The sequence below is a fragment of the Halostagnicola bangensis genome (assembly GCF_054653435.1).
The window spans coordinates 440592-463718 of sequence record NZ_BAAIGG010000002.1; the positions used below are offsets into that span (position 1 = coordinate 440592).

Annotated in this window: 23 protein-coding genes and 1 pseudogene; 8 read left to right on the forward strand and 16 right to left on the reverse strand. The window is 60.0% G+C overall.

The genetic code is table 11. The features are described from left to right. Positions 1 to 22: 22 nt before the first annotated feature. Both ACYQ14_RS03840 and ACYQ14_RS03845 read right to left on the reverse strand, forming a co-directional pair. Entirely contained in the window at positions 23 to 1228 is a 1206-nt protein-coding gene (locus tag ACYQ14_RS03840) for an Nramp family divalent metal transporter (protein ID WP_459884978.1), read from the reverse strand. Between the two features lie 227 nt (positions 1229 to 1455). Beyond that, positions 1456 to 2019: a ribbon-helix-helix domain-containing protein gene (locus ACYQ14_RS03845; protein ID WP_459884980.1), complete on the reverse strand. Its 564-nt coding sequence runs from the start codon at positions 2017 to 2019 to the stop codon at positions 1456 to 1458. Between the two features lie 291 nt (positions 2020 to 2310). Here ACYQ14_RS03845 and ACYQ14_RS03850 point away from each other — a divergent pair, with 291 nt between their 5' ends. Next, a complete protein-coding gene (locus tag ACYQ14_RS03850; protein ID WP_459884982.1) occupies positions 2311 to 4893 on the forward strand; it encodes a DNA topoisomerase I in 2583 nt (860 codons plus the stop codon). 57 nt (positions 4894 to 4950) lie between these two features. On the opposite strand, the gene ACYQ14_RS03855 is transcribed toward ACYQ14_RS03850, so the two are convergent. Together ACYQ14_RS03855 and ACYQ14_RS03860 are read right to left on the reverse strand one after the other, a co-directional pair. Further along, entirely contained in the window at positions 4951 to 5649 is a 699-nt protein-coding gene (locus tag ACYQ14_RS03855; protein WP_459884984.1) for a PH domain-containing protein, read from the reverse strand. Positions 5650 to 5761: 112 nt separating this feature from the next. After that, entirely contained in the window at positions 5762 to 6217 is a 456-nt protein-coding gene (locus ACYQ14_RS03860; RefSeq protein ID WP_459884986.1) for a MaoC family dehydratase, read from the reverse strand. Positions 6218 to 6563: 346 nt separating this feature from the next. Here ACYQ14_RS03860 and ACYQ14_RS03865 point away from each other — a divergent pair, with 346 nt between their 5' ends. After that, complete coding sequence (locus tag ACYQ14_RS03865; protein ID WP_459884988.1) at positions 6564 to 7172, forward strand: hypothetical protein; 609 nt, start codon at positions 6564 to 6566, stop codon at positions 7170 to 7172. Positions 7173 to 7286: 114 nt separating this feature from the next. Here ACYQ14_RS03865 and ACYQ14_RS03870 read toward each other — a convergent pair. Further along, a pseudogene (locus ACYQ14_RS03870) lies at positions 7287 to 7436 on the reverse strand (aldehyde dehydrogenase family protein); the annotation flags it as partial. A 118-nt stretch (positions 7437 to 7554) separates the two neighbouring features. On the opposite strand from ACYQ14_RS03870, the gene ACYQ14_RS03875 reads away from it, so the two are divergent. Next, positions 7555 to 8781: an outer membrane protein assembly factor BamB family protein gene (locus tag ACYQ14_RS03875; RefSeq protein WP_459884990.1), complete on the forward strand. Its 1227-nt coding sequence runs from the start codon at positions 7555 to 7557 to the stop codon at positions 8779 to 8781. A gap of 77 nt (positions 8782 to 8858) precedes the next feature. On the opposite strand, the gene ACYQ14_RS03880 is transcribed toward ACYQ14_RS03875, so the two are convergent. Next, positions 8859 to 10259: an NAD-dependent succinate-semialdehyde dehydrogenase gene (locus ACYQ14_RS03880; RefSeq protein ID WP_459884992.1), complete on the reverse strand. Its 1401-nt coding sequence runs from the start codon at positions 10257 to 10259 to the stop codon at positions 8859 to 8861. Between the two features lie 131 nt (positions 10260 to 10390). On the opposite strand from ACYQ14_RS03880, the gene ACYQ14_RS03885 reads away from it, so the two are divergent. The 3 genes from ACYQ14_RS03885 to ACYQ14_RS03895 all read left to right on the forward strand — a co-directional run bounded on the left by ACYQ14_RS03885 (position 10391) and on the right by ACYQ14_RS03895 (position 13257). Next, entirely contained in the window at positions 10391 to 11248 is an 858-nt protein-coding gene (locus ACYQ14_RS03885; RefSeq protein WP_459884994.1) for an HpcH/HpaI aldolase/citrate lyase family protein, read from the forward strand. Between the two features lie 107 nt (positions 11249 to 11355). Further along, complete coding sequence (locus ACYQ14_RS03890) at positions 11356 to 12612, forward strand: Glu/Leu/Phe/Val family dehydrogenase (protein WP_459884996.1); 1257 nt, start codon at positions 11356 to 11358, stop codon at positions 12610 to 12612. A gap of 159 nt (positions 12613 to 12771) precedes the next feature. After that, positions 12772 to 13257, forward strand: coding sequence for a DUF2062 domain-containing protein (locus ACYQ14_RS03895; RefSeq protein ID WP_459884998.1), 486 nt, complete (start codon positions 12772 to 12774; stop codon positions 13255 to 13257). 38 nt (positions 13258 to 13295) lie between these two features. Here ACYQ14_RS03895 and ACYQ14_RS03900 read toward each other — a convergent pair whose 3' ends face one another. The 3 genes from ACYQ14_RS03900 to ACYQ14_RS03910 all read right to left on the reverse strand — a co-directional run bounded on the left by ACYQ14_RS03900 (position 13296) and on the right by ACYQ14_RS03910 (position 16221). Beyond that, the gene (locus tag ACYQ14_RS03900) at positions 13296 to 13511 is read right to left on the reverse strand and encodes a hypothetical protein (protein WP_459885000.1); all 216 of its coding nucleotides are present in this window, start codon (positions 13509 to 13511) and stop codon (positions 13296 to 13298) included. Between the two features lie 29 nt (positions 13512 to 13540). Further along, positions 13541 to 14683 carry an acyl-CoA dehydrogenase family protein gene (locus ACYQ14_RS03905; protein WP_459885002.1) on the reverse strand — a complete coding sequence of 381 codons (1143 nt, stop codon included), beginning with the start codon at positions 14681 to 14683 and terminating at the stop codon, positions 13541 to 13543. A 116-nt stretch (positions 14684 to 14799) separates the two neighbouring features. Continuing rightward, positions 14800 to 16221 carry a DUF7544 domain-containing protein gene (locus ACYQ14_RS03910; RefSeq protein ID WP_459885004.1) on the reverse strand — a complete coding sequence of 474 codons (1422 nt, stop codon included), beginning with the start codon at positions 16219 to 16221 and terminating at the stop codon, positions 14800 to 14802. A 179-nt stretch (positions 16222 to 16400) separates the two neighbouring features. Between ACYQ14_RS03910 and ACYQ14_RS03915 the strand changes: the two genes are divergently transcribed. Then, on the forward strand, positions 16401 to 17207 hold the full coding sequence (locus ACYQ14_RS03915; RefSeq protein ID WP_459885006.1) for an RIO1 family regulatory kinase/ATPase domain-containing protein: 807 nt from the start codon (positions 16401 to 16403) through the stop codon (positions 17205 to 17207). Positions 17208 to 17703: 496 nt separating this feature from the next. On the opposite strand, the gene ACYQ14_RS03920 is transcribed toward ACYQ14_RS03915, so the two are convergent. The 6 genes from ACYQ14_RS03920 to ACYQ14_RS03945 all read right to left on the reverse strand — a co-directional run bounded on the left by ACYQ14_RS03920 (position 17704) and on the right by ACYQ14_RS03945 (position 22073). Beyond that, positions 17704 to 18540: a carbon-nitrogen family hydrolase gene (locus ACYQ14_RS03920; RefSeq protein WP_459885008.1), complete on the reverse strand. Its 837-nt coding sequence runs from the start codon at positions 18538 to 18540 to the stop codon at positions 17704 to 17706. A 54-nt stretch (positions 18541 to 18594) separates the two neighbouring features. Beyond that, complete coding sequence (locus tag ACYQ14_RS03925; RefSeq protein ID WP_459885010.1) at positions 18595 to 19047, reverse strand: SRPBCC family protein; 453 nt, start codon at positions 19045 to 19047, stop codon at positions 18595 to 18597. Positions 19048 to 19100: 53 nt separating this feature from the next. Further along, positions 19101 to 19325: a DUF7123 family protein gene (locus tag ACYQ14_RS03930; RefSeq protein ID WP_459885012.1), complete on the reverse strand. Its 225-nt coding sequence runs from the start codon at positions 19323 to 19325 to the stop codon at positions 19101 to 19103. Between the two features lie 171 nt (positions 19326 to 19496). Continuing rightward, entirely contained in the window at positions 19497 to 19700 is a 204-nt protein-coding gene (locus ACYQ14_RS03935) for a DUF7525 family protein (RefSeq protein WP_283834138.1), read from the reverse strand. A 132-nt stretch (positions 19701 to 19832) separates the two neighbouring features. Continuing rightward, positions 19833 to 20864, reverse strand: a complete 1032-nt coding sequence (locus ACYQ14_RS03940; RefSeq protein WP_459885014.1) for a PhoU domain-containing protein — start codon at positions 20862 to 20864, stop codon at positions 19833 to 19835. Positions 20865 to 20966: 102 nt separating this feature from the next. After that, the gene (locus tag ACYQ14_RS03945; RefSeq protein WP_459885016.1) at positions 20967 to 22073 is read right to left on the reverse strand and encodes an ATP-NAD kinase family protein; all 1107 of its coding nucleotides are present in this window, start codon (positions 22071 to 22073) and stop codon (positions 20967 to 20969) included. Between the two features lie 120 nt (positions 22074 to 22193). Between ACYQ14_RS03945 and ACYQ14_RS03950 the strand changes: the two genes are divergently transcribed. After that, positions 22194 to 22319 carry a hypothetical protein gene (locus tag ACYQ14_RS03950; protein WP_283834141.1) on the forward strand — a complete coding sequence of 42 codons (126 nt, stop codon included), beginning with the start codon at positions 22194 to 22196 and terminating at the stop codon, positions 22317 to 22319. Here the strand turns inward: ACYQ14_RS03950 and ACYQ14_RS03955 are convergent. Beyond that, positions 22316 to 23005, reverse strand: coding sequence for a competence/damage-inducible protein A (locus tag ACYQ14_RS03955; protein ID WP_459885018.1), 690 nt, complete (start codon positions 23003 to 23005; stop codon positions 22316 to 22318). The two genes, ACYQ14_RS03950 and ACYQ14_RS03955, sit on opposite strands and share 4 nt — an antisense overlap. Positions 23006 to 23127 lie beyond the last annotated feature (122 nt).

Sequence of the window (23127 nt, forward strand, 5' to 3'; positions counted from 1 at the left end):
GAGAGATAGTGGTGCTGTCCGATTAGAGGACGAGAATGTCGTACAGTGTCTGCAGACCGATTCCGACCACGACCAGCGTAACGAGTCCACCGAGAACGTTCTGGAGCGTGCTGTTCGTGTATTCCCCGAGCAGCGATTCGTTGTTCATCGCGTAGATCAGGAAGACTGCAAGGATCGGCAAGAGGAGACCGTTCGCGACCTGTGCGAAGACGATCACTTCCACGGGGCTATAGTCGAGTGCCGAAAAGACGATGCCAACGCTAAGGATTGATACCCAGATAGCGCGGAATCGCGTCGACGTAAGGTCTCGCTCCCATCCGAGTGCGCCAGCGGTGGCGTACGCCCCTGCCAGGGGTGCACTCATCGCACTCGTAAAGCCGGCGGCGAACAAACCGACCGCGAAGAACGTCAATGCATAACCGCCGAAGACCGGCTCGAGCTGGTCGGCCATTTCACCAACGTCATCGATCGCCGTCCCTTCCGGAAACACCGCCGCGGCGGTAACGACGATCGAGGTCGTGATGATTCCGCCGAGGACGACCATCGCGATCGTATCCGTTCGACACTCCGCCAGGTCGCTCGGCCCGTCCCAGCGCTCCTGAACCGTGCTCGCGTGAAGGAACAGGTTATAACCGACGACGGTCGTTCCGACGAGCCCCGCAATGAGGTACGCAGACCCCTCTGGAACCGTCGGGACGAGTCCACCGGATAGTGCGCCAAGATCCGGTCGGACCATAATCGCGTTTGCAACGAACGCGAGCCCCATGACGGTGACGAGGCCAATAAACACCCGTTCGATTAGCTTGTAATTACCGGTCCAGAGCAAGGTACCCGCGATGAGCCCGATGATCGGTCCCCAGACGTTCTCGCTGATCCCAGTAATCGTGTTCAATCCCGCAGCGCCGCCGACGATATTGCCGGTCTGGAACGCTGCTGTTCCGATACCAATTGCGGCGACAACCAGCCCGACAGTAACCGTCTTGATGAACGGGTTCGACGACTCGTTCCGAAGCGCCTCTCCAAGCCCTTCTCGAGAGACCAGCCCGAGTCGTGCACTCATTTCCTGTAGGACCAGCGTCGCGATGATCGAGAACGCGATCGTCCACAGCAGGAGGTAAGCGTACTCCGCGCCGATGACGCTTGCCGTCGTTACAGTACCTGGTCCCACGAACGCCGCCGCGACGAGCGCCCCCGGACCGATTGCCTTGAGTCGGTTGACGATACCCATGTGCGATATACACTCACATCCCTCTCCGTAACCACCAAAAGGGTTGTTGAGAAGCGGTCATACGGCTCGATACAGTACCGGTAATTGGACGAAATCTGTATGAGAGTGTATGGTCTCGTGTGAAAAAGTATGATATTGTATGAATTCGTATGATCTCGTCTGCGTATGAAGATGTGTGGTCAGAACTCCACTTGTCGACTCCGGTCAACTGGCTCGGCCGGGTTCGGCTACTCGCCTTCGTTCTGCTCGCCTGCCGGCCGCTCGGTAATAAACACCTTCGAGAGCCCCTGATCGATCTCGATGTCGACCGGGAGATCGACCGTGCTTCGTTCGATGAACCGCGTCATGAACCAGCGGATCGGTTCGGACGCGAAGACGATCTGGTAGACGCCATCCTCCTGGGTTCGAACGCCAAGAAAGCCACAAAAAGACAGCCACTCGAGGAGTTCTTCGACGCCGTCGAAGCGCTCGGCGTACTCTCGAGCGTGGTAGTCCGAGACGCGGTCGGCGGCCTCGACGAACGCTGGATCCGGGTCGCCGTCCTCGTAGAGGTGTTCAAGAAAACAGTGCAGAAAGTCGACGTCGAGTAGAACGTGCTCGCCCGAAGAAAGCATCTGATAGTACTGCTCTAGGTTGTCGCTGGGCCGACCGCTCGCGGCTTCGAAGTTCGCCGCGTAGAACGCGAGCGCCCGTCGGACCACCTCGCTCTGGCCGTTGTCCGTCTGGGACATGAGCGTCTCGAGTGCTGTTTCAGCGTCGTCGTCGAGAGAAACCGTCATACGGCGGGTCATAGGTGTGGAGAGGAATTCCAGAGGGATAACTGTCCGCAACCGAACTCGAGCAGTGTTCACGACTCGGGTATTTTTCAACTCGGGGACGTTCACGTCGTATTTCGAAACTCGACGAAGTTCGATCTCGAGTCGACACGGCGCATCTCGAGCCACCTTGCGCACGCGAGCGCTCAACGCACGCACACTCGCGTAGTCTTGCGATTTCAGGCGAGTTTCGGCGAAAGGGTTATCCCAATCTCGGTCGTACCGAGCGATCATGCTCGAGAAGTTCCTTGTGGGGGGTGAGCGACCGTGGAGCTGATTATTACGGAGAAGGACAACGCTGCGCGGCGAATCGCCGAAATTCTGAGCGGAGACTCGATGGACTCGAGTCGCAAGAATGGAGTGAACGTCTACGAATGGGGCGGCAAGCGCTGCGTCGGTCTCTCTGGACACGTCGTCGGGGTGGATTTCCCGCCGGAGTATTCGGACTGGCGCGACGTCGAACCCGCGGAGTTGATCGACGCGAGCGTCGAAAAGACGCCGACCAAAGAGAACATCGTCGCGACGCTTCGAATCCTCGCGCGCAAAGCCGAACTGGCGACGATCGCGACTGACTACGACCGCGAGGGCGAACTCATCGGCAAGGAAGCCTACGAGATCGTCGAGGAAGCTAACGACGAGATCCCGATTCGCCGGGTGCGGTTCTCCTCGATCACCGAAAACGAGGTCCAGTCGGCGTTCAACGAACCCGACGAACTCGACTTCGACCTCGCCGCCGCCGGCGAGGCCCGCCAAATCATCGATCTCATCTGGGGAGCGTCGCTCACGCGATTCCTCTCGCTGTCCTCGGGCCAACTGGGCAACGACTTCATCTCGGTCGGCCGAGTCCAGTCGCCGACGCTCAAACTGATGGTCGACCGGGAGCGCGAGATCGAGGCGTTCGATCCCGAATCCTACTGGGAACTGGTCGCCGATCTGGCGAAAACCGACAGCGACGACGGTGCCGAGGCCGACGGCGAGAGCGGCGAGGACCCGACCGCGCCGTTCGAAGCCCAGTATTTTTATCGAGACGAAGACGACAACGAAGCTGAACGCGTCTGGGACGAGTCCACCGCAGAGGGGGTCTACGAGACGCTCTCGAGTGCGGACTCGGCGACGGTCGTCGACGTCAACGGTCGCAGCCGGACGGATTCGCCGCCAGCACCGTTCAACACCACTCAGTTCATCCGCGCGGCGAGCGCGATCGGCTACTCCGCTAAACGGGCGATGTCCATCGCGGAGGACCTCTACACTGCCGGTTACATTACCTATCCCCGAACGGACAACACGGTCTACCCGGACGACCTCGAGCCCGACGCGCTCTTGGACGAGTTCGTCGGCCACCCGACGCTGGGCGAGAGCGCAGAATCGCTCCTCGAGGGCGACGAGGAAATCGTTCCGACGGAAGGCGACGAGGAGACGACCGATCACCCGCCAATTCACCCGACAGGAGAGATTCCGTCTCGCGGCGGCGACGTCTCAGACGACGAGTGGGAAGTGTTCGAACTCGTCGTGCGACGATTCTACGCGACCGTCGCCGACCCCGCGGAGTGGGAACACCTCAAGGTCGTCGCGGAAGTCGACGACGAAGAGCGACTCAAAGCCAACGGCAAGCGTCTCGTGGAACCGGGTTACCACGCCGTCTACCCGTACTTCAACACCTCCGAGAACTTCGTTCCCGCCGTCGACGTGGGCGAGGAGCTCTCGCTTTCCGATGCCGAACTCGAGGCCAAAGAGACCCAACCGCCGCGGCGATACGGACAATCACGGCTCATCGAGACGATGGAGGACCTGGGTATCGGGACGAAGTCGACCCGCCACGAGACGATCGAGAAGCTCTATGACCGTGGCTACATCGAGAGCGATCCGCCGCGGCCGACGCGACTCGCGATGGCCGTCGTCGGTGCCGCGGAGGACTACGCCGACCGCGTCGTCAGCGAGGACATGACTGCCCAGCTCGAGGCGGACATGGACGCCATCGCGAACGGAGAAGCATCGCTCGAAGACGTCACCGACGAGTCCCGAGAGATGCTCGAGGATATCTTCGCGAGTCTCGCCGATTCCCGCGAGGAGATCGGCGACCAACTGCGCAAGTCGCTCAAAGACGACAAGCGCCTCGGGCCGTGTCCCGAATGCGGCGAGGACCTGCTCGTTCGGCGCTCGCGCCACGGCTCCTATTTCGTCGGCTGCGACGGCTATCCCGACTGCGAGAACACGCTCCCGCTCCCTTCGACGGGCAAGCCGCTGATCCTCGACGAGGAGTGCGAAGAACACGGCCTCAACGAGGTGAAGATGCTCGCCGGACGACAGACGTTCGTTCACGGCTGTGCGCTCTGTAAGGCCGAAGAGGCCGGCGAAGGGCCGACGCTGGGGGCGTGCCCAGAATGTGGGGACGACAGCGCGACTCCGGAGGAGTCGCGAGAAGGCGGTGAAACCGCCGAAGCGGGCGGCGAACTCGCCGTCAAGACCCTCCAGAGCGGCTCGAGACTCGTCGGCTGTACCCGGTACCCCGACTGCGAGTATTCGCTCCCGCTCCCCCGCCGGGGCGAGATCGAGGTCACCGACGAACGCTGTGAGGAACACGACCTGCCGGAACTGCTCGTCCACAACGGCGACGAACCGTGGGAGCTTGGCTGTCCGATCTGTAACTACCGCGAGTTCCAGGCTCGAGAAGCGGACAGCGGTTCGGACCTCGAGGCGCTCGAGGGAATCGGCGCGAAGACCGTCGAAAAGCTCGCGAACGCGGGAATCGAAGACGTGTCGGATCTCTCTGATGCCGATCCGGATGCCGTCGCCGAGAGCGTCGACGGCGTGAGCGCGGATCGAGTTCGGACGTGGCAGGCGAAGGCCTAACCCCATCAGGCGGTCGCCGTTGAAGCTGTAACTCCGGTTTTGGTTCCGCGTTACCGTTCACTTATCGAGTTCCGTCTCGTCGTGACTGACGGTGACGTTGCGCGACGGGGATTTTTTATTGGACACATCAGCGTCTTCGACGGCGGATCGAATCGCGCGGAGTTCCGCGAGAATCTCCTCGAGAACCTCCTCGTCGGGCCGTTCGTCCGCTCCCTGTTCGTCCGAACGGTAGCGACTGATCATCGCCTGCACCTGCTTTGGGGCTCGAACAGAGGCAAAGCGCATCTCGACGCCGGCTCCGCCCGCGGTGCTGATCCCGACGTGGCCGTACCCCATGACGTTCCCGACCGCGGTCTGGGTGTAGGTGCTGTTTTGCACCTTTTCGAAATCGACCCGTTTGACGTCCCTCGAGAAGACGCCGCGTTTCTTGTAGAGCGCACTCGAGGTAACGACGTAATCGGTTCGACTGATGCGCAAGACCGCCCAGAGAACGACGGGAAGCGTCACGATCGACAGGACCGCCATCGCGACGAGCCCGGCAGATACCGAGAACGGGAACAACACCAGCGTACTCAGCGGTAGTAACAGGAGTGCCACAATCGGTGTGATCGTCCGCCAATCCGGTCCGCCGATCCAGTGGACTGACTCGCCGTCCTCGAGCGATAGCCACTCGAGATCCGTCGTCGAGTCGGGTGAATCAGCGGGCTCCGAGCTGATTACGATTCCATCGGATTCGTCTGATTTGGGAGATGTCATCGTGTACGTTCAATCTGGCTGCTGCTACCGTGTCCATTCGTCCCGTCGTCGTGTACGTTTTGTCTCGTGATTGTGCTAGATCGGAACGGCTAGGACAAACCGCTCCGATTGTTCAGGGAACCTGTTCGCGCTTTTTCGAAAGGACTGTCCGGTCGAACGAACAGACCAGGTCGTCGTCCTGATTGAAGGCTTCGACGCGCATCGTGACGACGCCGCGGTCGCCGTCGGACGTTTCTCGCTTCTCGGTAACGGTCGACTGGACGCGGATCGTATCGCCGTGAAAGACCGGTTCCGGGTGCTCGACAGAATCGTACGAGAGGTTCGCGACGATGGTGCCGTCGGTCGTTTCCGGAATCGAAATACCGACCGCCAGCGACATCGTGTAGAGTCCGTTGACCAGTCGTTCGCCGAACTGAGTGTCCTCGGCGAATTCGGAATCGAGGTGTAGCGGCTGCTGGTTCATCGTCATATCACAGAAGCGCTGGTTGTCGCTCTCGGAAATCGTCCGCCGCCGCTCGTGCTCGATGGTCGTACCGACCTCGAGTTCCTCGTAGTAGAGTCCGGTCATACCAGAGACATAGATGGCGCCCCCAAAGAATGTCAGTGGTGATCGGTGAACTATCCGATTTGGTCCGTTGGGTATGGAAAATCCCCATGGATGGGATTCGTCTAATTTCATTGCCCCACACATTTCAATAGAACATAATTACTAAATAGATAGGAGGAATTCTCGTAGACGGAAATCGCATAATGGTAGGAAGATATTATAGTGAGAAGCGTGCTGGGGTATCCACTGACCGATCCGAACAAAGTAACATTCATCGAAGTATGATTGTGAAGGCCGAACGATGAATAGAAGAACAATCGCGTCACTAGCTGTTCTTGCGGTGATCCTTCTTTCAGGATGTCTTCATATGACTGCGACAGTCGAAGTTTCTCCGGATGGTGACCTCGAGACGATGGCAGTCGAAATGGAGATGGATGAGATTCTCTACAACGAATTCGAGGCTGAAGCTCAGGAGGAAGGGTACGACTCAGTTGAGGCGATGCTGGAAGACGATATGCTAGACGACACTGACGACGAGTACTACGATGACGTGAGTTCATCGACCAAGGAACTCGATGATGGAGATTATCTCGTGACTGTCAGTGCCGACAATGTTGACCCTGGTGGATCGGACGATATCGACGTCACAGTTGAGGACGATATGATCGAGTTCGAAGATAGCGGCGTCATGGACGATACCGGCGGAGAAGAAGGTGGTGAGATGGACGAGTTTGACAGTCAGATTACCGTCGAGTACGAACTGATCATGCCTGGCGAGATTCAGGACCACAACGCTGACCAACTAAGCGACGATGGAACGACAGCAACGTGGGATCTGGTAAACTCGAACGAAGAATCGGTGTATGCGGAGAGTGAAATCGACGACGATGGAATGCCTGGCTTCGGTGTTTCCGCGGGCCTTCTGGCGTTGTTGGTCGCAGTCGCCAGTCTCGGACTGTATACGCGGTCTTCCTGACTGTATGTGACGAACGAGACACATCAAGACTGATTTTTGGCCGGTGGTCGGTTGCGCTGTCCGACGAAAGACCGCTATCCGAGTAGTTCCGCGTCTTCGTCGCTCCCGTGTTGAAACACGGATCGTCTTCGTGTTAACGAATTCTCGAGTGCCTTGGTCGGTGAGTTCGTGTCCGTATCCGGACTTGTTGACGCCGTCGAAGGGCAATCTGGGGTCTGATTTGACGAGTTCGTTTACGAACGTCAGACCTGACTCGAACGGATAACCGATTCTCCAAGACCGAGAGTATTGAGAACGCTGTTCGCTCACACGCATGGCGGAGAAGATTGTATCAATGGTATGATTTCAAAAGACTTTCACCACAATCCGGCCGTTTTGGCGTATGGTCTCCCTCGATAGACGGAAACTGCTCGGCGCAATCGGTGCCGGTTCCGCAGGATTGATCTCTGGCGGCTACTGGCTCCTCCGCGACGACGACCTCGACTGCCCCGAGTATCTCGACCCGGCTCAGGAGTACACCGGCTCCGCTGCACTCAGTTGGTCTCGGCCGGTGGTGGACGACGAGACGGTCTTCGTCGGCGGCGGAGCCGGTATTTCTCGGACAGGTTCCGGAACGGATATGTTTCGCCTGCTCGCGATTGATTCGATGGGCGAACTGAAGTGGGTGGCCAGACAGGAACTCGCCGGCGGAATCGGCGCTCCCCGGCCAACCGACGAGCAAGTGTTCGCTTCGACTGGTGGGAATACGCTGTTAGCACTCGAGCGGTCGACCGGCAATCTCCAGTGGGAGTTCGACGCCGGCAACAACGAGGACAGTAGTATGGGAATGGAAACGCTCGTTCACGACGATACCGTCATTGCGGCGGTGACCCAGCCCGACCACGACGATCTCGAGGCCGACAATCTCGTCATCGGCGTTTCGGCGGACGACGGGTCGATCCGGTGGACGGTTGAACTGGCGGACGAAGTTTCGCGAGGTCTCGCGCTGGTCGAGGAGACGGTCGTCGCGGCGACCCACGACGGAACGGTGGTCGGTATCGACCCGGAGACGGGCGACCAACTGTGGGAGACCGCACTCGAAGCGGCTCCCGGCTGGTACGACAGGCCGGTCTCGTTTGCGGATATCGCATGGGTACCTCGTAGTGATGGCGTCGTCGTCGGCCTGGCACTCGAGTCGGGGGCAATCGAAGAGCGACTCGACGGTGGGCGTGTCGCAGACGGCGAGGAACACGTCGACGGCGGGTTCGTCCAGGTGGTGCGGGCAATCGACGACGCGCTGATCGTGAGCGGAGCGGACGGAACGCTAAGCGCGTACGACGACGACCGCTCCGAGCGCTGGCGTCACGACGGAACCGCGAGGGCGGCAGGACTGATCCGGTCGGACGAACGGGTCGCCGTTCTCGACCAACGCGGAGTTTACTACGAACTCGACGAAGCGACCGGAGAATTCTATCGGGAGTTCAGCTTGATTGACACCGCTCGAGAGGACGGGTGCGGCACCACGCCGTCACAAGAACAGTTCAGAGGGCTGGTTTCCGCGTCGCTGTCGATCGTAATCAGTGGGCAGCGGTTCGGAACGAAACGATATCGAATCCCCGCTTCGGGGTGAGAGAAGCCGTTCTGGTGAAGGAAAACGGCTCCCCGAGCCGAATCGAGCCTGAACGTTCGTCTCGAGACGACCGCCCGCTATTCGACTAATCCGGCGTCCTCGTCGCTCCCGTGCTGGACCCAGATCGTCTTCTCGTTGACGAACTCTCGGATTCCGTCTCGAGCGAGCTCGCGGCCGTAGCCGGACTCCTTGACGCCGCCGAACGGTAATCTGGGATCGGACTTGACGAGTTCGTTCACGAACGCCATTCCGGATTCGAACTGTCTCGCGACGCGTTCGCCTCGAGTCTCGTCTTCGGTCCAGACGCTCGCGCCAAGCCCGAAGCGCGTGTCGTTCGCCTTCTCGATGGCCGCCTCCTCGTCGGGAACCCGAAATACCGTCGCGACTGGGCCGAACAACTCCTCGTGATCGGCTGGCGATCCCTCGGGAACGTCCGAAAGCACCGTCGGCGGGTAGAACGCACCCTCTCGGTCCATCGGCTCGCCGCCGATATGTAACTCCGCTCCCTGATCGACGGTCTCCTGAACTTGTTCGTCGAGCGTCTCCATGAGGTCCTCGCGCGCCTGCGGGCCGATATCGGTTTCTTCGTCCATCGGATCGCCGACGACCCGCCCGTCCATCCGCTCGACGAATCGCTCGAGAAACTCGTCGTAGACGTCATCGACGACGATGAACCGTTTCGCCGCGATACAGGACTGCCCGGAGTTGATGAGCCGAGATTGGGTCCCTTTCTCGACCGCGGACTCGAGGTCCGCATCGTCGAGAACGACGAACGGGTCGCTCCCGCCGAGTTCGAGAACGGTCTTTTTCAGCTCGCTTCCGGCGGTTTCGGCGACCGACCGGCCCGCCCCGCTCGAGCCGGTGATCGTGATGGCGTCGATTCGATCATCTTCGATGACCTCGTCGATTTCGTCGGAGCCGATCAACAGCGAACTGAACGCGCCGTCGGGACAGCCGGCTTCCCGAAAGACTTCCTCGATGGCTCGAGCGCAGCCGGGGACGTTCGAGGCGTGTTTGAGAACGCCGACGTTTCCGGCGGCGAGGTTCGGAACGGCGAAGCGAAACGCCTGCCAGAACGGGAAGTTCCAGGGCATGATGGCGAGGACCGTCCCAAGGGGCTCGTAGCTGATCAGCGTTCGAGCGTCCGCGTCGCTCGCGACTCGCTCGTCCTGCAGGTGCTCGGCGGCGTGTTCGGCGTAATACTCACAGAGCCAGGCGCATTTTTCGACCTCCGCTTGGCTCTGTGCGATGGGTTTTCCCATCTCCGCTGTCATCAGCTCTGCGTACTCCGTCTCCTTCTCGCGCAACTGCTCGCCGGCTCTGGCTAGCATCCGCTGTCGGTCTTCGATCGGAACGTCTCGCCACTCAGCGAACGCTTCCTCGGCCCGCCCTACGGCCTCGTCTCGCTCCGCGGTCGACTCTCCTTCGTACGTCTCAAGCGTCTCGCCGGTCGCGGGATTCGTGCTTTCGATGGACATGAAAGAGGTCACGGGGAGTAGCGCCAAAGTTCGCTGGGCGGAATTCGCCGGCAGTGCGACGAGGATGATTCGCGTCCACTGTCGGCTCCCAACCCATACTTTCAATTCGTCCACTCGCGCACACACTCTGTATGGCTCGTCGAAGCGTGCTCTTTACGCCGGGAGACCGCCCGGAGATGCTCCGAAAGGCACCGAAGTCCGATGCGGACGTGATCGTGTTCGATCTCGAGGATGGGGTTTCCCCGGATCGAAAACAACAGGCTCGAGAGGGTGTTGTAGACGCTCTCAGCGATCCCCGATTCGATCCCGACTGCGAGGTCTGTGTCAGGACCAACGCCGAACCGGAACTGAGGGACGCCGATCTCGAGGCGCTGGTCGATTCCGGACAACTCACACTTGACGGCCTGATGCTCCCCAAGACGGCATCGGCTTCGGACGTCCAGTCCGTCGTCGATCGACTCGAAGAGTACGCGACAACAGTCCCAATTTTCGCGCTCATCGAGAGCGCTTCCGGCGTTCTCGAGGCTCCGAAGATCGCCCGCGTTCCGGAAACCACGGCGCTCGTTTTCGGTGCTGAAGACCTTTCTGCGGACATCGGCGCAACGCGAACATCGGTGGGAACCGAGGTTCTGTACGCTCGAGAGCGCATCGTGCTCGCGGCGGCGGCGGCCGATATCGATGCCATCGATACCGTCTTTACCGATTTCGAAGACGAATCTGGCCTGCGAACGGAAACGTCATTTGCGATCCAATTGGGCTACGACGGAAAACTCGCGATCCATCCCGCGCAGATCGAACCGATCAACGAGGCGTTCGTCCCCGAACCGGCGGATCTCGAGTGGGCGCGCGACGTTCTCGCGGCCAAACGCGAGGCCGACGACATCGACCGCGGCGCGTTCGAAGTCGACGGTGAGATGATCGACGCGCCGTTGATCGCTCAAGCGAATCGAATCCTCGAGCGTGCCGAACTCGAAGATGGAGAATACTGACCGTTCATCCAATATATGGTGATATCCATATCAATTAATGTACTATCGACACCATCCCATGATAGACATTCGCTACGCTTATCCCCTGTTCAGAAAAATAGGCGCGTATGTCGGAGCAAACGAACCCATTCGAAAGTTTGCAATCTCAGATCGACGAGGCCAGTTCTCACGTCGACGTCGATAGTGACGTCCTCGAGCGCCTCAAACACCCGGAACGAGTTCTCGAGACGAACCTCACCGTCGAACTCGACGACGGATCGCTCGAGCGATTCAAAGCGTTTCGGTCCCAATTTAACGGTGACCGCGGCCCCTACAAAGGGGGCATTCGATACCATCCGGGAGTGTCTCGAGACGAGGTCAAAGCGCTCTCCGGGTGGATGGTGTACAAATGTGCAACCGTGGGGATTCCCTACGGCGGCGGGAAAGGCGGGATAATCATCGACCCCGACGAGTACTCCGCAACCGAGATCGAACGACTCACGCGAGCGTTCGCGAAGGAACTCCGGCCGATGATCGGCGTCGATCGGGACGTGCCAGCACCCGATGTGAACACGGGCCAGCGGGAGATGAACTGGATCAAAGACACCTACGAGACGCTCGAGAACACCACCGAACCCGGCGTCGTCACCGGAAAAGCACCTGATTCCGGGGGTAGCGAGGGTCGCGTCGAGGCGACCGGGCGATCGACCGTTCTGGTCGCACGCGAAGCGTTCGACTACCTCGATAAAGACCTCGAGGGAGCGACGGTCGCCGTGCAAGGCTACGGAAACGCCGGCTGGATCGCCGCGAAACTGATCCACGAAATGGGTGCAACCGTAGTCGCGGCCAGCGACTCGAGCGGTGGCATCTACAACGCCGACGGCATCGATCCGGTCGCCGCGAAAGACCACAAACACGAAACGGGGAGCATCACCGGCTACGACGGCGCGGTCGAGGAGATTACGAACGAAGACGTCCTCACGCTCGACGTCGACCTCCTGATCCCGGCAGCGCTCGAGAACGCCATCGACGGTGACCTCGCACCGGACGTTCAGGCCGACGTGATCTCGGAGGCCGCAAACGGCCCGCTCACGCCCAAAGCCGACGAAATACTCGCCGACGAGGACGTGCTGGTCATTCCGGACATCCTCGCGAACGCGGGCGGCGTCACCGTCTCGTACTTCGAATGGGTGCAGAACCGCCAGCGGTTCTACTGGACGGAAGAACGGGTCAACGAGGAACTCGAGGCGATCATCGTCGACGCGTTCGCCGATCTCGTCGACACGTACGAAGCGAACGATCTTCAGTCGTTCCGAACCGCCGCCTACGTCGTTGCAGTTCAGCGGGTCGCCGACGCGTTCGAAGAAGCGGGAACGTTCCCCTGATCGGCGCTTCGTTTCTACCTTCGCGCGCTTCGCTCCTGACTCCGCGCGGAGTTCGACGCTCGTGACTGATTTCCAACCGGCCCGTTCGATACTCGGTAGCTTTTTCTCGTCTGCTCCGAATCTCCCTCCAACGCTTGAATGATCCGAGATCGGCTGGCGGTGTACCGCGACCGTGTCCGCCGCGAGCTGACTACCGCATTTGCGGAGGATCACTCGCCCCACGAAGTTGCAGTTAGTTTTGCGATCGGATTGTTCGTCACATCGATGCCCACCGGCGGGCTCGGACTCGGGTTACTGGCTGCGATGGCATATTGGCAGTCGTGGACGAGCAAGACGGCAATGTTCGGAGCGGTCGTCTGCATGAACCCGTTCGTGAAACCCGCAGTGTACGTCGCGAGTTATCAGCTTGGGAGCATGCTCCTCGGATCCGAACAGCTCGTCTTCGTCGGTCATGGGACAATCGACACGGCATTCGCCCTCGTCCAGTTCTTGCTCGTCGGAAACTTCCTCATCGCACTGGCGCTTTCCGGGCTCAGCTACCTGATCGTGTTACACCTTACGCGATCTTACCGCCGGAGAGAGGATCCGTCCGTTGGATCTTCGCCGGTTTCGGTCGCGCTCTCGCTGTTCAACCGGCGAAAATAGCCACCGAAGCGTCCATCAATTTGTCGTCTCGCCGCAAGTCATAAAACCGCGTACGCGATAAGCAAACCGCCAAACACGGCGAACGCGACTCCGACCCCTCGGGTGGCTCGCAGTCGATCCTTCTGGCCGATTGCCTCGGCACGAACCGGCGTCGCACCGCGTTTTCGTTGGGCCTCGAGAATAGCAGGTGCGTACAGGATACCCCCAATCCCGAGTCCAAGCATGCACAATCCGGTAATGAGTATGAAAGCCATCGATGGACTGTGGTTTCCACCGGGGCGGTTTAAAGGCCGAGTTCTCGGCCGATAACGAGGTGCTGGATTTCGCTGGTCCCTTCACCGATTTCCATGAGTTTCGCATCGCGGTAGAATCGTTGGGGGGCGAAATCCGTGGTGTAGCCGTAGCCGCCCAAAACCTGTACCGAATCTTCGGCGACCTCTCGAGCGGCTTCGCTCGCGTCGAGTTTCGCGAGCGCGGAGGCTTTCGTAACGGGTTCGCCGCGATCGTACTTCCGTGCGGCTTTGTGAGTCAGCAGTCGCGCACGCTCGGTCTTCCGGTACATATCGACGACTTTGTCGCGGACGGCGTCGAACTCCGAAATCGGCTGACCGAACTGTTCGCGTTCGGTGCTGTATCGCTTCGCGTGCTCGTAGGCTCCCTGGGCCAGCCCTGTCGAGAGCGCGGCGATGGAGATGCGACCCCCGTCGAGGGTCTTTTTCGTCTGCTCCCAGCCCTCGCCCTCCTCGCCCAGAAGACGATCGTCCGGGAGTCGTACGTCGTCAAGCGCGATTTCACAGGTGGGAGAGGCGTTGAGCCCCATCTTTTCCCAGGTCGTCGTCACCTCGAAGCCGTCGTCTTCGTTCGGGTCGACGATGAACGTCGAGATGCCGTCGTAGCCGGCGTCCGGGTCGGTTACGGCCTTGACGAGAATCGAACCCGCGACGGACGCGTTGGTGATGAACTGCTTGGTCCCGTCCAGGACCCACTCCGAGCCGTCCTTTCGGGCCGTCGTGTTCATATCGGAGGCATCCGAACCGCTCTCGGGTTCAGTTAACGCCCAGCCGCCGAGATACTCGCCCTCAGCGAGCGGCCGAAGCCATCGTTCCTTCTGGTCTTCGGTGCCGAACAACTCGAGCGGTTTCGACGCCAGCGAGGTGTGTGCGACGTAGGACAACCCCACCGAGCCCGAAACCCTGCCGATCTCTTCGGCGACCAGCGCGTACATCAACGTATCGCCGCCCAACCCGCCGTACTCCTCGTCGATGGGAATTCCCATGATATCGAGATCTGCGAGCGTATCGAAAATCTCCTCGGGGAACCGGTGTTCGTCCTCGATCTCCTGAGCGATCGGCTCGATTTCGTCCGTACAGACGTCCCTGACGGTTTTTCGAATCATCCGATGCTCGTCGGATAGATCGGCTTCCATACGCAATACTTGCCACCTCGAGCAATAAACGCACCGACGGCTCGAGTAGTGTTCGCAGCTCGGCACCGGAAAATCGATCGGCGGCGAAGCCGAGAGAACGGCGAACGATTTGCTCCCTACCAGCCTCGGTCGTCGAGGTCGTCGTCCGAGTCGTCAGCGTCGTTGTTGTCCGTGTCGGCAGCGTCGTCCGGGTCGTCAGCGCCCCACTCTTCAGGGTCTTCCGCGTCTGTCTCACCCTCGTCGAATCCACTGCCGATACCGTCACTACCGGTTCCGGGGTCGGCGCCGTCACGTTCGGCGTCACCATCGAGACCCGATTCGTCATCCGAGGCGTCCGAATCGTACCATTCGAACTCGTCTTCGCCGTCGACCGCGCCGGGACTGTCCGACGCCGACCACGGATCGTCGTCATCGTCGTCGCCGAATTCGTCTTCGTCAGTGTCGTCTGGAGTATCGTCCGTCTCATCCCACTGCGAGTCCGTCGCGTGACCGGTTGCCGAGCCGCCGGCAGCCGCGCCCGCGACGTCCCCGCGAATCAATGCGCGCTGGTCCGGGATCAGATCGAGTTCCCCGTCGGTATCGCCGAGCAACAAGAGAGCGTAGTACTGGAAGTACGCCGTAATCGGCGTCCAAACCAACGACAGCACCAGCAGAAACATAAGCAATCCGAGGATCACGAAGAAGAACAGAATGATTCCGCCGACTGCGCCCAACTCCGCGAGAACAGCGACCAAGATGAACAGCAGAATCACGAATGGAATCGCAAGCACGAACGATGTGATAGCGATCACGGCCCACGCCGTTATCGTGATGACGAGCAGGATGATCCACGCGAGCACCAGATAGACGACGTACTCCGTCCAGTTCGCTTTGAACGTCGACCAGAAGCGACTCCAGGCGCTCAACACGCCCCGCTCCTCGAGGAGCATGACCGGAGCGACGAATTCGGAGGTAAAACGGAGGATGGCGCTATAGATGAGCGTAACGACGAACCCGTAGGCCACGAACGCGCCAAGGGTGCTTCCCGAAGCCTGACCGAGTCCGTCGCCGGTCGTTGCGACGTAATAGAGCGGACCGCCCACGAGCGCTATCGAAGCCAGTATGACGCCCACCCGGAACACGAAGAGCCGAAACCCTCGACCGAGATTCTCTTTGAAGTACCGTCGGAAGTGTATCTCATCGGAGCGCAACGACTCGATGAAGACGAACTCCATGATCGCCTTGATGAGGGCGTACACCAGCCAGATCCCTCCGAAGAGTAGCCCGATGATGACCAATCCGGCGATCAGTTCCTCCAAGGGAAACTCCTCCCCGGTCTCAGCCTCGAACTCCTCTTCGAACTCCGTCCATTCTTGGGTCTGGGTCGGATCCTCCGAGTACATTCCGATATCTCCCATCGGAATTCCCGGCCCGGTCATCCCGAGGCTACTCACGAAGAAAACGATCAGCGCGAGTTTGAGCACAAACCCGATTCTGAGCGGCGTGAGGAACTCGCGGGTTGCGTCGATTGCATCACTGAGGTCATCGACAGCATACATGATTAGTCTGGGTTTCTATCGCCACCATGAAAATAATATTGTTATGACGGTCACTCCCGTTTTCAGGACAATTCGGTTCTCCTCACTCTCGAGAGTGGGCAACGTCGACGTTCATCGAACACCTCTTATCGGCAACAGTTCGGGACTCATATAAGCCCAAAAGCCCTCACTGCCACCACATGGATATCCGCCAGCTCGCACGAGGGTCAGTCGAGTGGAGCCGTATCGAGCGTGTTATCCGCACGCTGGCGGATCGGTACGATCGAGAGGTCGTTCGCGTCGAGTTCCTCGAGACGGACAACTGGCTGTCGACGCCCTGCGTGATCGACGACGAGTGGTTCGTCAAGATCGTCTCGAAGCAGAACGCGCTGGTACACGGGCTGTTGACGGCCGGTAGAAACGTGGGGGCGTTTTCCTCGGGAACCGAGGGATTCTTCGATCGGTTCGATACGCCGCTCCAGATGGTCGAACACGAGTACGAAGCGACGAAACGAATTCGAGAACTCGGACTCAACGCGCCAAAACCCATCGAGTCGTTCGAAGTTAACGGCCTCGGCGTCCTCGTCCTCGAGTACCTCCCCGAATTTCGATCGCTCGACGACGTGTCGGATTCGGTCGTCCGATCCCACGCGCCGGAACTGTTCGAGATGCTCGCCACGATGCACGCCAACGACCTCGCACACGGCGATCTCCGCGCAGAGAATCTCCTGCTGTGTGAGGACGAACTGTACGTTATCGACGCGACGAGCGTTTCAGACGGCCGAATGCCGGAAAGCACCGCCTACGATCTCGCCTGCGCGATGGCCGTCCTCGAGCCCAGAATCGGGGCCCGAGCCGCCGTCGACGAGGCGGCGGCCGTCTACAACGCAGAATTACTGCTTTCGGCTCGAGAGTTCCTCGATTTTATCCGAATTCGCCCCGACCACCAGTTCGATTCGACGCGACTTCGAAGCGAAGTCGAAAAGGTAGCCGATCTGCAGAATTGACATCCTCTCGCCCCTAAAAGGGCGAGATTCCTCCGTTGGGGTTTGGCTACCGGCCCACAGAGGTAACAATCCGTCCGTCGCGGCCACCGAAACGACGAACAGCGGAATAGTCGTATCCGCCTTCGGGACGTCTATCGCCCTCGCTACGGACGGTGGATCACGGAAACGAGGAGTGGGGTGGCGAAAGGCGTGGGCGAGTGGTGGATCCGTCCTCCTAGGAGTTCGACGGAGCCGGAGACGAGCAGTACCGGTGAAGACGTGAAAAGCGTCGTAAACCGGCATCTCCTGATCAGGCCGGGAGCAACTAAAAGATCCCGGTCGCGGAACCGCTCGTCGTTCGACCGCTCTCCAGTGTCTCTCGAGCGCCGTTCTGTCTCGAGTCGGGTCCCGAACCGTTCCCGAGCCGTCTCGTTAACACCGTTCCACGCGTCGACTTGATGAACGAAACCGGACAAACACCACCGATTTCACCAATCAGTTCAGGCTTGGATCGCCACTACAACCGACGGTCTTCAAGCGCGGGGAAGGAGCTGCGTACGTCTTCGACGGCGCCGGGATCGATCCCCGTCGATACCTGCGCCGGATCGTCGCCGCTCGAAGCCAGACGGACGCCCCACGGATCGTACACGGTCGACCGGCCGATCAGTTCGGCGTCCTCGAACGTCCCGGAGCCGTTGACCGCCGCGACGTAACACTGATTTTCGATCGCTCGAGCCCGCGCGAGCGTTTCCCAGTGTTCGATTCGAGGATAGGGCCACGCGCTCGGGATCAAGAGGAGTTCGGCACCTGCATCGACCAGTTCGCGATAGAGTTCGGGAAATCGGAGATCGTAACAGGTCGTCACGCCGACGGTGAACCCACAGATGTCTGCGGTTTCGACCCGCTCGCCGGCGACGAGAAGTTCGCTCTCTGCGGATTCGTAGCCGAAGAGGTGGTGTTTCCGATAGACCAGCTCGAGGGTTCCGTCCGATCCAAACAGCGCCGCGGTGTTCGCGAGGCCCTCCTCGGCGGGCGTCGGGACGGCCTCGGTCGCCGCGAGATCCTCGACGATGGTTCCCGCGAGGACGGCGACGTCGTGGTCGACGGCCGCGTCCCTGAGTCGATCGAACGTTCGCCCGCGGATCGGTTCGGCGTAGTGCTCGTACTGATCGAACGCGAAGTAACCGACGTTGAACAGTTCCGGGAGCACAACGAGGTCGGCACCAGAGGACGCCGCTCGAGCCACCGCCGCCGTCGCTCGTTCGACGTTGCCGTCGACGTCGCCCGGTTCGATCCCGATTTGTGCGAGCGCCAGTTCGGTCGCCGAGTCGTCGGTCGAGTGATCTGTCTCCATCGAACCTGTCGTTGAGTGATCGGCCGTCATAGTGGGTAATCAGCGAAATTCGGGTCAATCAGCGGACCGGGAGTAGTCGTCCGAACGGATGTCGTTCTCGAGTCCGCGACGAAGGTTCTCGAGTTCCTCGTCGAGGTTTCGCTTGAAGAACTTCTCGACGCCAGGCAGTTTTCCATCGACGACGAACTGGTTCTCGAGGCGAGCCCCGTTTTCGGTCTCGACGATGTCGTGATCTCCCGTGACGTCCATCACTTTCGATCGGCCGACGAACTTGACGTAGTTCGGTGGCTCTCGAGTGACGTCTTCGGTCTTTACGGTAATCGTCCGTCGAATCAGCGGGATCGGTAACTCGACGTGCCACGTTGCTTTGTTGCCGGCTTCGTCATCGATCGTGTACTCGGAGACGACACTGATAGATCGCGCTCGGTTCTCCGGGTCGGAAATGAACTCCCAGACGCGTTCGGGGGAAGCGTCGACTTCGAACGATCGATCGACCCGTACTGTCATGTGAGTTGTATCCGTGGTTCACGGGTAAAAAGCCGGTGAAATCGGCGACTGACTCAACTGAGCGTGACTTTCCAGGTTGTCGAACGCGCCCGACCCCACTTCTCGATATCGACGTCCTCCGATTTCTCTGCGAGGTGGGGAAGGCGAGCGCCGACCTGTTTCGATGAGAGATCGATAGCTGCGGCAATGTTCTTCGCCCGGAAATACTGTTCCCCTCGGGCTGCACTCTCACGGAGATAGGAGAGAATGCGCTGTTCTTCGTCGGAGTAGTCGGTCATCGTCCGTGATCTCTCTAGGGTGTCTGTGGCCTTAACTCTTAACGGCTGAGACCAGCTTCTGACTGTGAAAATCGCCAGCAGTGACGGGTTATGAACGCGATACTCGAGGAGTGTATCGAGAAATACGATCGGCAGGCTGTCGCGGATTGATTCGACAGCGACGCCTTCCGTTTACTCCCAGATGTGAATACCGGCGACCGCGATTATCCCGAACGCGACAGCTCCAGCAAAGCCCCAGGCCGCCGTAATTTCGGGAACACCACCGAGCTCGAGCGCACCGACGATCATCGCAACAGCACCGACAACGACGAGTGCGCTGAGTGCCATCGTGAGGCCGACGCCTTTGTCCGACGCGGATTCCGTTTGGGTAGTCATATCAAGCCGGTTTCGAGTGAAGTCTCTTAATTGCACTCATTCGCGGTGATTCTCGCCACCGGCGAGGGCTGCTGTCGAGGCGGTGTGAACGACTCCGGCAGGTCGAACTCCCCTCAAAAAGACCGAACGACCTTATCTGATCGTCGTATGCTCGGACTCTTCGTTGAGCGCGAGATTGGCGGCAATTTCCGCGTTTCGCATGGCGTATCCCGCGGTCTGTTGGACGCTGACAAGCACCTCACGAACTTTGAGGAGGTCGTCGTTGTCCATTTCGGGTAGTTCCGCGAGGATCTCTTCCTCCCGGTCTGCGATATCCTGATAGAGTTCGCGAGCTTCGATCGTCTTGTCGTAGTCCCGCTCGACGGCCGACTCGACCGCGAGGGACGTGATCTCGTCGACCAGTTCGGTCAGTTCTCGGATTTCGCGCATGACGCTGCTGTCGATGTCGAGCGTGTGACCCTTCGTCTCCATCACGATATCCGCGATATCTTCGGCGTTGTCGGCGGTCAACTCGAGGTTCTTTGCGATCGAGCGGTAGCCGATCAACGGAAAGCCGCTGTTGAGACCGACCGCACGGGCGAGGTTCGGATTCTGGTAAGCCGTAAAGATCAGGCGGAGCAGTAAGACGAAGATCTTGTTCGCCTGTCGCTCGCGGTTTAGAGCCCGCTGTGCGAGGTCCGGGTTTCCGTGGGCGAGCGCTTTGATCGCTTCGCCACGCATCGTCCGGCCGGTTCGCTCGAGTCGCTCGAGCAGGCTATCCAGCGTGAAGTCCTCCGGGTCGACTGAACAGCGAATGGAGATGTTCTCCGGCGTTTCTTCGATGACGCCGAGTCCCATCAACTGCGTTTCCGCGCGGTAGACCGCGTTGATGTGATCCGACTCGAGCGCGCCATCTTCGCATTCGATTCGAATGACGCGTCGACCGAGAACGTACTGGGCGACGATCGCTCGTTCGACAGCTTTCGAGTCGAGATTGTCGGCGTGGATGATCGCCTCGGTTTCTTCCGAGTTCGCAGACTCGGGCATCACCGTCAGCGTTCCTTTGCCGCTGGTTCGAAGCGACACTTCGTCGCCTTTCTCGACACCGTGTTCGGATGCCCATTCGGCGGGGAGCGTCATTGCGAGCGTCGACGGACCAAGTCGCTGCACTTTCCGCGTTTCCATACCGCTCCCTACGCAGGACGCGACCTTAATCCTGACTATATACTCAATACATTCTACTGCGTCGTTATATCCTTGCGTCGTTCAGAACATTGCGTCTCATCCTTAAACAACCTTCACGAGGCGGGTGGTATACCGCCCCGTCTGGACCTTGATCCAGCCGCGAAGCGTTTCGTCGAGTTCGTCGTCGTCGGTGTCGACATGAAACGTCCCGATGCCGTCGAGTTTCTCCTCTGATGCGACGATATCGAGCGCTTCGGATCGTCGAATAACGGCCGGCGAGATCTGGTGATTACCGCGACCGAAGAGAAATCCCTGTCCGCCGATCGGAGAGACGACGATCGTGACCGGATCCTCGAGGACCGCCAGAATTTGGTCTTCGGTCGCGTCTCGCTCGAGGAGCTCACCGCCTCGCCAGACGTCCACGCCGAGCGGGGACGGATCGATACCGAGTTCCGATTCGATCCGACCGACGGTGCTTCCGGGGCCGAACACGTAAGTCGCCTCCTGGTCGATATCTCGGGCATATCCGGCAGCCAGGGATTCGACGTTCCCGCTCGCGAGTTGTTTGCTCGATTGGACCTCGGAGGAAACGGGAACTGAAACGACCGCTTTCAGTTCCGACCGAACCGTACCATCCCGGTAGGCGTCTTCGTCGATATCGTTTACCTCCCGCGGTTCGACCCGGTCGAACTCGGCAGCGACTCGACCGGCGTCGGCTGGTGTAACGGCGAACACCGAGGAGTAGATTTTCACGCCCGCCGGGACGCCGAGCATCGGCGTATCGACGCCGGCTTCCTCGAGCACTTCGGCGACGTCGACGGCGGTCCCGTCCCCGCCGACGAACAGGACCAGGTCGACATCGCACTCGAGAAACGAGCGAACCGCTCTCCGCGTGTCTTCGGCCGTCGTCTCCTCCCCGTCTGCGGACGCCGAACGCGAAAATTCTTCGGACGCGTCGGGCTCGAAGACGACTTTCGGCTCGAATCCGACGGCTCTGACGGCGTCCTCACCCAAACTTCCCGCCGCCGTGTAGACGGAAAGCTCCGAACGGAGCCGAAAGAGCGTCTCGAGCGCGTCGCGTGCGCGACTCGGAGCCCGCGGTTTCGCACCGCGACGGCGGGCCTCCTCGAGTTTGCCGTCCGTTCCCTTCAGGCCGACTCGACCGCCCATACCAGCGATCGGATTGACGACGAACCCGATTGAGTTCATAGGTGAGATAGCGGGGACGGCTCCAAAAACGGTGTGGCTTCCCGTTCGGCTACCACTACGATCCACCGCGGCTCACCGTTTTTCTGAAACGTTAAGAGGGATGGGCCGGGAGTATCGACCATGACTGCACTGACACACCTGCTCCTCGAGGCGGAACCGGCACTTCCGATGACCATCGTCGGCTGGGGCGTCCTGCTCGTGAGCCTCCTGATAGCCGTCGTCTGGCTTGCGTTTTTGTATCGTTAACTCGGTTGTTCGGTCCGATCTTCGAACCACTCAGCCGCAGCTTGGACGGTTTGGCGGTCGGTACTTTCGATCGCTACTCGTACGGATTCGCCGGGATAACTCCCGACGGAGACATCGAATCGGTCCCTGAGTTCGGCGAGTCGATCGAGCAGTGCGCTTTCTGGTTCGTCCGCGACGACGACCTCGCGATGGGACCGAACGCCGTTGAATTCGCCGGCAATCCCGTCGAACATCGATTTCATCTCTTCTGGGACGCCGGGGAGGACGTAAATATTCTCGAGGACCACACCGGGAGCGACGCCGTTCGTATTATGCAGCACTCGAGCACCTGCCGGAAGATTCCCCGTTCCATCCGTCAGATCCTCGCGGGAGTAGCCGCCTTCCTCGGCGAGCCACTCGAGCGCTCCTTCGTGCGGTTCGAGTCGTCGCCCGACCGCAGCGGCGACGCCTTCCATGGTTACGTCGTCATGAGTCGGTCCGAGTCCGCCCGTGACGAGTACGGCGTCGTACTCGGCTCGATACTCGTTTACTACTCGGGCGATATCGTCGATGCGATCCGGTATCGTCGTCACGCGCTCGACGGCCACCCCGCGGTCGGTGAGTTGCTCGGCGAGCCACGTCGCGTTGGTGTTGGCTGTTCGTCCGGCGAGTAACTCGTCCCCGACCGTTACCACGGCAACGTTCATAGCACTTCGTTCGAACTCCGCGACCATAGGTATCTCGTCGCCCGGTGCCGTCGTCGACGCTTCGAACGCTGTCGACGCCCCGACCGCCGTCGGCAATTCGCTTGGAGAGGAACTAAGTATTC